A 10,840-nucleotide genomic window follows, 5' to 3' on the forward strand; every position below is an offset into this window, starting at 1 on the left:
CTGCAGGTCGATGGGGCACTCTTCGTTTGGGGCTTGCTTTCCTTCGCGGCAACAACCGGTGGCGCTCTGAGTCGAAGGCGTGTTTTGGTTGAATGATCGCAATTTTCGGCTCTGGCATACTGGCGGCCGTCGATAAACAGACCGCCCGCTACATTGGTCCCGCTAGACTGATAGCAGACCGCCACAGGCGGAGATCACGGCGACAGGGCGGACACTTCCCCGCCCAGGACGAAGCACGTCAACGCCAAAAGCAGACGTCACGAAGTCGGTAGGGAAGTTCGCACCGGAACCTCGTCACAATTGTTTAGATGGAGTATTCTCGCCTTGCAGGCACCATGGGGATTGGATGTCGGGCGCACGCCGTAGTGGAAGACGGCAGCACGCTCGGCAGGATCATGGGGGACAGTGCATTGGAGGGGTGCAACACAGAGGAAACAAGCGTCATCGTTAGACAGCGAGTCGAACTGCTGAAGCGCGAGCTTGCCGAGGCACTCGAACGGCAGGCGGCAACAAGCGAGATACTTCGCGCCATCTCAACTTCGCCCGCCGATGTACAGCCGGTGTTCGACACGATCGCGCAGCGTGCCGCCCGACTTTGCGGCGCTCAATATTGCCACGTGTTTCGCTATGATGGCGAATTGTTGCATTTCGTGGCGCATAACGGGCTGGTACCCGAAGCAGCTGTGCCTCCAGCCCCGCCGCATCGAGGCAGTACCGCCGGGCGTTCGATCCTCAGCCGATCGGTGGAGCAGATAGAGGACTGGCGCGTCGATCCCGAATACACGGCCCATATCGTCGTCGGCGCTCAATCCGCGAACTATACAAGCCTGGTAGCTGTACCAATCATGCGCGAGGATGTCCCGATCGGAACCATTGTCGTTGCACGGCCCGATCCTGGGTTGTTTCCTGATCGCCAGATCGCACTCCTCAAGACCTTCGCCGACCAGGCAGGGATAGCCATCGAGAATGCTCGGCTGTTTACGGATCTGGAAGAGCGGAACCTCGAGCTGAAAGAATCACTGCAACAGCAAACGGCAACGGCGGATGTTCTCAAGGTCATCAGTCGGTCCGCTTTTGACCTCCAGACCGTCCTTGATACCCTTGTCGAATCCGCCGAGCGGCTGTGCGAGGCTCACGACGCGGCGATATTCCTGAAACAGGGAGACATGCTCCATCTGCAAGCACACCATGGCCCGATTCCAATCGACTTCCCTGGTTGGCCGGTATCACGGGGCTGGGCGACCGGGCGAGCCGTGGTTGATCGAAACCCCGTCCATGTGCCTGATCTCGCAGCCGCGCCCAACGACTTTCCGGACGGATACAACATGGCGATACGGATGGGCCACCGGACAATTCTGGCCGTTCCGTTGTTGCGGCAGGGTGAAGCAATTGGTGGCCTCGTCATTCGCCGGACCGAAGTCAGGCCGTTTACCAAAAAGCAGATCGAGCTCATCCAGACGTTTGCCGACCAGGCCGTCATTGCGATCGAGAACGTGCGGTTGTTCGACGAAGTGAAGGCTCGAACGGCAGAGCTGTCTGAGGCGCTGGCGCAACAGACCGCGACGGCTGACGTCCTGAAGGTCATCAGCCGTTCGGCATTTGATCTGCAGGCAGTACTCGACACCCTGGTAGCGTCCGCTGCACGTCTTTGCGAGGCAGATATGGCTACATTGACCCGACCGATGGGAGACGCCCACTACCCTGTCGCGGGTTTTGGATTTTCGCAGGAATTCGACCACTATTTTCGAGCCCTCCCGCTGGAACCGGGGCGCGGAAGCATCGTTGGTCGAACCCTTTACGAGGTCCGACCGGTCCAAGTTGCCGATGTCCTTGATGATCTTGAGTATGCAATGCCCGAGGCCCAAAGGCTTGGCGGGTTTCGCACCGTCCTTGGGGTGCCGCTCTTGCGGGAAGGAAGCCCGATCGGAGTGCTCGCATTGACCCGCTCAACCGTACGGCCCTTCACCGACAAGCAGATCGAGTTGGCATCGACCTTCGCCGACCAGGCCGTTATCGCCATTGAAAACGTGCGTCTCTTCAAGGAAGTGCAGGCGAGAACGGAGGAACTGTCGCGCTCGCTCGAGGAACTCAAAACCGCGCAGGACAGGTTGATCCAGACGGAGAAGCTCGCCTCGCTCGGACAACTCACGGCCGGCATCGCGCACGAGATTAAGAACCCACTGAACTTCGTCAACAATTTCTCGGCGCTGTCGGTCGAATTGCTCGACGAGCTTCGGCAGCTGTTCGACAGCACGGTAGCCGACGACGCGACGCGCACTGAGATCGACGAGCGCACAGCGATGCTCAAGGGCAATCTCGAAAGGATCATCCAGCACGGCAAGCGGGCCGATTCGATCGTCAAGAACATGCTCTTGCACTCACGTCAGGGTGCAAGCGAGCACCGGCCAGCCGATATCAACACAATTGTCGAGGAGAGCCTCGGTCTCGCCTATCATGGGGCTCGAGCCGAAAGGCAGGGTTTCAACATCACGCTGGAGAAATCGCTTGATCCCACAGCCGGGGAGGTTGACCTTTATCCGCAGGAGATTACGCGCGTGCTTCTCAATCTGATCTCCAACGGCTTCTATGCGACTAGCAAACGCGCCGCTTCAGAGCGCGGGGACAGCTATGAGCCGACGCTTGCCGCGATGACCAAAAACCTCGGCGACAGCGTTGAGATCACTATCCGCGACAATGGCCTTGGCATTCCGCCGGAGCTGCGCGAGCGGATATTCGATCCTTTCTTCACGACCAAGCCTGCCGGCGAGGGGACGGGCCTCGGTCTGTCGATCAGCCATGATATCATCGTCAAGCAACATGCCGGTTCGATCGAGATGGAGACGGAGCCTGGTCGGTATACCGAGTTTCGCATCCGGTTGCCGCGATTGCGGCAGTGATTGCAATACCGGAGGGCAAATCATGAGCCTCCTTATACTGGTGGTCGATGACGAACCTGACATCGAATTGCTTTTCAAGCAGCAATTCCGCCATGACCTGCGCGCAGGTCGCTTTTTGATGGAGTTTACTCGTTCGGCAGCTTCAGCACTCGAACGGATCGCACATGCGGCCGACGTGACGCTCATTCTCATATTGTCCGATGTCAACATGCCGGGGATGAGCGGGCTCGAATTGCTGCCTAAGGCGAGGAACTTGCGGCCTGACGTGCCGGTAATCATGATCACCGCCTATGGCGATCCGGAAACGAAGCGAAGGGCCATCGAAGACGGCGCAGAAGCGCTGTTGACCAAACCGATCGACTTTGCCGTATTGCGAGAGGAAATCGACATGCGAATTGGGCGGGCCGCATGAGTACGAGCATACTCGTTGTGGATGACGAGCCGGACCTGGAGATGCTTCTCGTCCAGAAGTTCCGGAAGGAGATTCTCGGCGGCACGCTACGTTTCCTGTTTGCCCGCGACGGGATCGATGCTTTGGCCATGCTTGCGGCCAACAACGACGTGGATATCGTTCTAAGCGACATCAACATGCCGCGCATGGATGGTCTTTCCCTGCTGGCGAAGCTTCAGCAGAGGGACGAGGATTTGTCCACGATAATCGTTTCCGCCTACAGCGATATGGCCAATATCCGGATCGCGATGAATCGCGGCGCATATGATTTCGTAACGAAGCCGATCGATTTTCCCGACTTAGAGGCGACGATCGTCAAAACGATCCACCACATCGAGGCGTTGCGTGAGGCGCAGTGCAGGCAATCGGCGGCTGAGGCGGCGCGTGCATCGCTTTCCCGTTATTTTTCGCCGAATCTCGCTGAACGCCTGGCCACCAGCGCCGATGCTCTTGATCTTGGTGGAAGGCGCAGGGATGTTGCGTCGCTCTTTACCGATCTGACGGGGTTCACCACGCTGGTGGAAACGATCGAGCCGAACGTACTCGGGCAACTCCTCAACGATTACATCGTTGGCATGACCGACATAGTGTTCGCCCATGACGGTACCGTCGCCAAGATCATTGGCGACGCAATCCATGTGCTGTTCGGCGCACCTGTCGAACAACCGAACCATGCCAGTCGCGCGATCTCCTGCTCATTCGCTCTTGACGCCTTCGCACGGTCTTTCCGTGAACACTGGTGCAGGAAGGGAATAACCCTTGGTCACACTCGGATCGGCGCGCATTCCGGCACGGCAGTGGTCGGCAACTTCGGTGGAGGAAAGTTCTTCGAATACAGCGCCTATGGTGACACCATCAACGTTGCCGCACGCTTGGAATCGGCCAACAAGGCGTTTGGCACGCGTATCTGCGTGAGTGGTAGCCTCGCAGCAAGCATGCAGGGGTTCTGCGGCCGCCCTGTTGGCGACCTCCTGCTCAGAGGCAGGGTGGAGGCGGTCCGCGCTTTCGAGCCGCTTGAGGCCGAAAGTTATGCCACCGACGCAACGCAGGCTTACATGGTTGCCTTCGAAGAATTGGAAACCGGCAATCCTCGTGCCGTAGCTTCATTCGCTGCCCTGGTTGCTCGCAACCCCGAGGACCCGCTTGCTGCCTTTCACCTGAAGCGGCTGATGAACGGCGAATTCAGCACGACCATCAACCTCAAAAATGTCCACTGATCGTCGAGCCCTTCGAATGCCACCAATTTCCCCAACGGCGCTCTAGTAATAATGAATTTCCAATAGCAAGCAGCCCGCCGTCGATCTGAACGGTCCATGAAAAGCCCCGGGTGGCCGGCAGGCATATGTATGGGGGCCATAAGACGTGGTTTCCGACAATGTGTCGCCGACGATGAGGTCTCCTTCGAGAAGATAGACCTCTTCCCAATAGTCATGCACGAACGGCGTCTCGGTGCGTGCGCCCGGCAAAAAGCGAAGCAATCGCGTCCGGTTGCCCTTTTTGTTTGGTTCATCGAGACATCCGGCGAGAAACTTCTGCTCGATACCGGGAGGATAGCCGAGCGGAGTGTGCCAGCCTTGCCTCATGTCCACCTGATGGAACTCCAGGTGCTCCTTGAAGATGTCACTGGACGAGGTCATGCGGCCACCGCCTTGTGAGCCTGAAGTTCGCTTTCAAGCGAGTACGAGTCGAGTAGCCGATCGACCATTCGGGTGCCCGAGTGCCAATCGCATGTTCTGTAACTGTGATTTCTGGTGACGAAGTTCGCACCGGCATAAAACATCTCGTATTGGGTATGCCGCGACGCGAATTCAGAGCCGATTGCGTCCCAGGCCAGCTTGAAGAGCTTCACCCGTCCCTCGGCGCTGGTGGCGGGCGATTGCTGGGTCTTCTCTATCAGAGTTTTGAGCATGGGGTCGGCGTAGTCATCAACACCCGAAGGCAGCATGATCAATCCGCCGCCGGCCAATTCTCGTAATGACGAGATAAAGTCGGGATAGAGCTTCTGCGTGAGCACCTGAGCCGAATAGAGTGTGTGGGTATCCGGAACGAAATAGCTGCCGCGGTTCCGTCCCTTGATCTCCATTGCATGCACCAGCGCATCGACCATCGCGCCCTGAGCGGCCAACGTCCCGAGCGTCTCGCGCACCTGCGGGAAATTGACGATGCCGTTTGCCTCGGCGATCCGATGCGCCAGACCCAGAAGGAAGCGCATCTTGACCATCAGACGGACTTGCGCCTGGTAGTTCTGCAGGACATGCGCGGGCGTCGCATGAAACTGCTGCTGGCACATGCGGATGTCCTGGTTGACGAAGACCCGGTCCCACGGCACCTTGACGTCGTCGAAATAGAGGATCGCATCGTTCTCGTCGAAGCGGCTGGCAAGCGGATTGTCGAAGACGCTCGTCGCATGCTCCTCATATGACTTGCGGGACATGATCTTCAGCCCGGATGCGTTCATCGGAATCGCGAAGGAGACTGCATAGGGTTCGTCACCTTCCAAGAGTGGTTGGATGCAGGTGACTAAAACCTCGTTGGCCATGATGCCGCCGGTGGCAAGCATCTTTGCGCCGCGAATGGTCAGTCCTTCGCCGTCCTGGTCGACGACACCGGCCGTCAGTGTACGGTCCTGCTGCTGGCTCGCGCTCTTCGACCGGTCGGCCTGCGGATTGATGATCACATAGGTGAGATAGAGGTCGCTCTCGCGGGCGTAGCGATAATAGTCCACCAACGCCGCGGCGCGCTTCGGGTCGTAGGTCTGAAAGACCTCGATCCCCATCAGCATACCGGCCAAGCAGGAGGCGACATGGTCAGGCGCGCGGCCAAGGAAGCCGCAATGCAATGTCGCCCACGCCTCGAGTGCCCGGCGGCGCTCCACCAGTTCCGCGTAGTTGCCCGGCATCTGCCAGATGCGGCTTGCGGGACCGAGGCCATCGACCTCGTAGGTCATGAGGCTGCGGTTCTGCTCGGCATTTTGGAAATCGTAGAGGTGTCCCACCGATTGGATGGTCTGGCGAAAGGCTGGATGGACCGTGACGTCACCTGCCAATTGGCCGTTGATAAACACCTGCCTGCCGTCACGCAGGGTTTCGATATGCTGTGAACCGGTCTTCAACATGTCATCCCCCTCAGTAATGCATGGCCAATGGCCAAGACGCATTGTCCGGCATGTCGCTTTCCAAAGCAGCATACCGACCCTTGTTGAATACGAGCGGTCGCCGATCGCGGAACGACCGGACCGACATCACCTGACCAATGAAGAGAAGATGATCGCCACCTTCATGCACGGCCCAAGGGGCACAGTGAAAAACGGCAGCGGTTCCGGGGAGCACGAGCCCGTGCTCCGTTTCTCGATCACAGGCAACGCCTTCCCACTTGTTCGACAGTGCCTTGGAGAAGCGGATAGATAAATCCACCTGGTTTTCCGACAGGACGTTGACTGCGTAGCCCTGCGCCAGTTTCCATTGGGCAAGGCCGGCGGCACGGCGATCGATGGAAAAGAGGATCAGCGGCGGCTCAAGCGACAGTGAATTGAAGGAACTGATCGTGACACCCAGCCTGTCTGTGCCAATCACACTGGTGACCACGCACACTCCCGTTGGAAACTGCCCTAACGCCTGCCTGAATGCATTCACGTCGAAGACTGGTTCCATGTCGGGCCCCTTGATGTCGGCTGAATTTATTCGATTGCTTATCCTGTTATGACTACTTGCCTTAGTCTCTGCCGTGGCGAGGACGTCAGGTCGCTCGCGGACCGGGTGACCAGTTACCGAAAGTAGGCTCACGCAACGCGGTCAGCGTCCGTGCCAGATGCTCGCCCACCGCTGCGACCGCCCGATCCGCCTCTGCAGCACGTATAGCCTGGGCTATCCTTCGGTGTTCGGCTAAGACCTCATCGATGCGACTTCCGACCGAGATTGCATGCACACCCATTCGAACCTGGCGATCGCGAAGGCTTTCATAGAAAGTCTCGAGAACTGGATTGCCCGCGGCCCTCACGATCGCCCGATGGAAATCCCGGTCGCTTTCTATGAAGGCAATACGATCGTTTCGCACTTGGTCCTGTTGGTCGATCAGCCGGTCCAATTCGTCCGCGAGGGCACTTCCGAAGCGGCTTGCCTGCTGCGCGCACCACTCCTCCACCAAACGGCGAGCCTGCATGATCGAGTCAATCTCGGCCTCAGTGATCGGCGCGATATACGCGCCCTTCTTGGGCATAATCTTCAATAGACCGTCAGCTTCCAAACGCAGAAACGCTTCCCTCACCGGGGTTCGAGAAACGCCGGTTTCTCGACAGACCTGCGCCTCCGTCAGGAAGGTTGTCTCATTACGGGGCAAAGTCAGCACATGCTGTTTCAGCCAAGCGTAGACGACATCCTGAGCGGCGTCGCCGCCTTCGTTTGCCCAGAGGGTCTTCACCAACATGCTCATAGACATGTTGTATACAAGATGCCTATGAGAAAGTCAACTGTCTCTTACCCCGCCTTCTGCCCATTGAGGTCGGCTTCGATGCTCTTCTTCAACGCATCCATGATATTGACGATGTTTGATGCGGGTGCCGGAGCAGCTTTGCCCTTTGCCATCTTTTTCGGCTTCACTCAGCAGGCTGGTCTGGATCGGACAACTGACTATATTTGTTGCTTCTCTGGTCTGCGCGGGCCTTTGCGCTTTCGGGGCTCTCGCCCTTACGATGCAGTCGAGTTCCTTCGCGCCTGGTACGCGCGAGCTGTAGGTGTCGGTCCGTGAAGTGCACCCCGTTTTGGCTCAGCGGCAGCTGGAATTTTCCCGGGTTCAGGCTCAGTTCGGCGGGGGTGAAGGCTCGGGGAACGCAGGTGGATTGCGGTCACCATCTCGAAATCCCAAAGCTGTGTGAATCTGGCTGACTACCGCCGCACCTTCGCCCACAGCTGCTGCCACCCTCTTGGTGGAGCCTGCTCTTACATCTCCAATGGCAAAAATGTTCGGTATGCTGGTTTCGAGGGCCAGAGCTGCGCGGCCCACCTCTTGTTCGACGAAGGGATCGAAAGCAGATCCCGTCACGATGAATCCGGCGCGGTCCGTAGCAATGTGCGGGCATAGCCAGCCGGTGTTAGGGTCAGCACCAATGAACATGAAAAGCTGGCGGACTTCGAATTCCGTCTCTCTTGCGGACTTCAAGTTTCTGATCGTCACTGCCAGAAGCGACGCATCCCCCGATAAGGAGGCTACCTCGCACCCGACGTGCATTACGACATTCGGGAGGGCGGCAATCCGCTCAATCAGGTAGGTCGACATCGTATCGGCGAGGTCTCTTCGGATCACCAGATGGAGACGGCTGACCTTGGGGGCCAAATAGGCGATTGCCTGACCAGCAGAGTTGCCGCCACCGACGACGACAATATCCCGGTTCTCACACCACTTTGCTTCGATGGGCGTTGCCCAGTACGACACCCCGGCACCCTCGAAGTCTGAGACATTCGAGATACTTGGTCTGCGATATCGTGCTCCAGATGCAACCACGACCGTTCTCGCCATTATTGCTCGCCGGTCGGTCGTGCGGAGATTGATTAGACCATCGCGCCGACTGCCGGGAACAGGCGGTGACATCTCAGAAATTCTCAAGGGCAGGGCAACTTCGGCGCCGAACTTCAGGGCCTGATTGAGTGCTCGACCGGCCAGGGCTTGGCCCGAGATGCCGGTCGGAAAGCCCAAGTAGTTTTCGATGCGGGAAGAACTGCCTGCTTGTCCTCCTGCGGAACGCTCGTCCAGGACGATAACGCTCAGGCCTTCAGAGGCGGCATAGACCGCCGCAGCCAGTCCTGAGGGACCAGCCCCGACGATCGCAGTGTCGTACACCATCTCCGGGTCCAGCTCCGGTGTAATCCCCAGACAGCATGCTACCTCCGCGTCGGTGGGCTTTTTCAGGACAGTCCCGTTTGGGCAGACCATGACCGGTAGATCGCTGTCCTGGATACCCAGGCGCTCCACCAGATCGTGACCCTCGCCCTCGCTGGAGGCATCGACCACGACGTAGGGATATCCGCTCCGGGAGAGGAAGATTTGAAGGGCACGCAGATCCGATTTTCCGTCGTGTCCAATCAGCACGGTGCCGGAATTCCCGGTGTCGATCAGCGCGACGCGCCGAAGAATGTAGGCCCGCATGATGATTTCGCCGACCTCGGCCGAGCCGATGATGAGCGCCTTGACGTGCGTGGCGTCAAAGGGGATGGCGACGCAACCATGGTGGCCAGCCCGTGAAGCCGCCATAGCAGGCCGTCCCGACAATTGATTGAGTTCGCCTGAGAAGTGGCCCACCCCATGCGACACGATTGCGGTCTCCGAGTGGGAGCCAATTCTCCCGAAGACATCAAGCCGCCCAGAAAGGACTAGCCAAGCCGGGACTTGCCGGTCACCAATCGATGAGACCTGTTCTCCGGGACCAAACGTCTTTGGCTCTCCGCTGGCGAATCTCTTGGCTACTTCTATCTGCAACGGGGTCAGGACGGGAAACAGCTGGGCTTGGCGAGAGTGGACGTCCATGCACTCAACCTCCTGTCTAATAAAACTGCGGAATCGGTCCGACCTGAGGGGTCTGATCAGGAAGGTCAATCATTGTCCCATCCACGTAGCACCAACCCCAGCCTTCCGGCGGATCGTAGCCTTCGATGATGGGATGGCCCGTGCTCCGGAAATGCGCCGTCGCATGCTTGCCTATTGATTGATCGCAACATCCAACGTGTCCGCATTCACGGCATAGTCGCAAGTGGACCCAAGCTTGTCCGATTGCCAGGCATTCTTCACACCCCATGGTCTTGGGCTTGACGGATTGAACGGAGTTCTGATGGCTGCAACGCGTCATTTGAAATCCTATCCTATCGTTGGATCTCAGGTAACATACCTGAGAACGCTACTTTGGACAGTCATACGCAAGGGTTATGGTGAGCGCTTCACTTGCCGTCCATCGAACTGAGCCGGGTTAGATTGCCTCACTCGACCGTGTGCTTCCGATTTGAAACGTAAGAATGCAGAAATTGCGAAAGACGAGCGCTTTTTGGTGAAGATTATGGGCAATCCCACGTTGGCTTTGCGGGTAAAGCCTTGGCCACGCGATTGGCAGTTCAGCACATGGCAAACGGGGGTAAAGTCGCGACGCAGCGCGAAGCGGTGAACATATTTGCCCGCCCCTGGTCGCCGCCTTGACAAGCGTGTGGTTGAAAGTCGCTGCTTGCGGATAAATTTTACTGTTGTTGTTTCGGCTGCCGCGTCTCGCGCGGCAGCCTTCAATTAAAGTGCGCGGAGATCTTCAGCCGCTGTTTTACCCGAACGCCGATCCTGCTTCGGTTCGTAACTGACTTTCTGACCATCCTTGAGGCCTGAAAGCCCGGAACGCTCTACTGCCGAGATGTGCACGAACACATCCGGAGAGCCATTATCGGGGGCGATGAAACCATAGCCCTTTTCAGAGTTGAACCATTTCACTGTACCAGTAGCCAATGTAAGTCCTCGGTTGATTTGC

The 10,840-nt window shown here is 58.0% G+C and carries 10 protein-coding genes and 1 pseudogene; 3 read left to right on the forward strand and 8 right to left on the reverse strand.

The annotated features are described in order from the left end of the window. Nucleotides 1–308: 308 nt before the first annotated feature. From AS026_RS04610 to AS026_RS04620, 3 genes are read left to right on the forward strand one after another with little or no spacing between them, the layout of a single operon-like run. Nucleotides 309–2,897 (forward strand): GAF domain-containing sensor histidine kinase, encoded by a 2,589-nt coding sequence (locus AS026_RS04610; protein ID WP_100248123.1) that lies wholly within the window; start codon nt 309–311, stop codon nt 2,895–2,897. 22 nt (nt 2,898–2,919) lie between these two features. After that, nucleotides 2,920–3,309 (forward strand): response regulator, encoded by a 390-nt coding sequence (locus AS026_RS04615; RefSeq protein WP_062368746.1) that lies wholly within the window; start codon nt 2,920–2,922, stop codon nt 3,307–3,309. Next, entirely contained in the window at nt 3,306–4,565 is a 1,260-nt protein-coding gene (locus tag AS026_RS04620) for an adenylate/guanylate cyclase domain-containing protein (protein WP_062368747.1), read from the forward strand. The genes AS026_RS04615 and AS026_RS04620 overlap by 4 nt, the downstream gene beginning before the upstream one ends. A gap of 42 nt (nt 4,566–4,607) precedes the next feature. Here the strand turns inward: AS026_RS04620 and AS026_RS04625 are convergent, their stop codons facing one another. From AS026_RS04625 to AS026_RS04650, 8 genes and pseudogenes are all read right to left on the reverse strand, one after another. Then, a complete protein-coding gene (locus AS026_RS04625) occupies nt 4,608–4,985 on the reverse strand; it encodes a cupin domain-containing protein (RefSeq protein ID WP_062368748.1) in 378 nt (125 codons plus the stop codon). Further along, entirely contained in the window at nt 4,982–6,463 is a 1,482-nt protein-coding gene (locus tag AS026_RS04630; RefSeq protein WP_062368749.1) for a 4-hydroxyphenylacetate 3-hydroxylase family protein, read from the reverse strand. Before AS026_RS04630 ends, AS026_RS04625 begins: the two co-directional genes overlap by 4 nt. Nucleotides 6,464–6,473: 10 nt before the next feature. Continuing rightward, nucleotides 6,474–6,998, reverse strand: coding sequence for a flavin reductase family protein (locus AS026_RS04635; protein WP_063805900.1), 525 nt, complete (start codon nt 6,996–6,998; stop codon nt 6,474–6,476). A gap of 85 nt (nt 6,999–7,083) precedes the next feature. Further along, nucleotides 7,084–7,776 (reverse strand): GntR family transcriptional regulator, encoded by a 693-nt coding sequence (locus AS026_RS04640; RefSeq protein ID WP_245307317.1) that lies wholly within the window; start codon nt 7,774–7,776, stop codon nt 7,084–7,086. 44 nt (nt 7,777–7,820) lie between these two features. Beyond that, nucleotides 7,821–7,980: pseudogene (locus AS026_RS39295) on the reverse strand (non-homologous end joining protein Ku); the annotation flags it as partial. 162 nt (nt 7,981–8,142) lie between these two features. Beyond that, nucleotides 8,143–9,864 carry an NAD(P)/FAD-dependent oxidoreductase gene (locus AS026_RS04645; RefSeq protein WP_062368752.1) on the reverse strand — a complete coding sequence of 574 codons (1,722 nt, stop codon included), beginning with the start codon at nt 9,862–9,864 and terminating at the stop codon, nt 8,143–8,145. 16 nt (nt 9,865–9,880) lie between these two features. Next, complete coding sequence (locus AS026_RS39300) at nt 9,881–10,183, reverse strand: UBP-type zinc finger domain-containing protein (protein ID WP_082728431.1); 303 nt, start codon at nt 10,181–10,183, stop codon at nt 9,881–9,883. 425 nt (nt 10,184–10,608) lie between these two features. Continuing rightward, entirely contained in the window at nt 10,609–10,818 is a 210-nt protein-coding gene (locus tag AS026_RS04650; RefSeq protein ID WP_062368753.1) for a cold-shock protein, read from the reverse strand. Between the last annotated feature and the right edge of the window lie 22 nt (nt 10,819–10,840).

The organism is Rhizobium altiplani (assembly GCF_001542405.1).
Lineage (GTDB): Bacteria > Pseudomonadota > Alphaproteobacteria > Rhizobiales > Rhizobiaceae > Rhizobium > Rhizobium altiplani.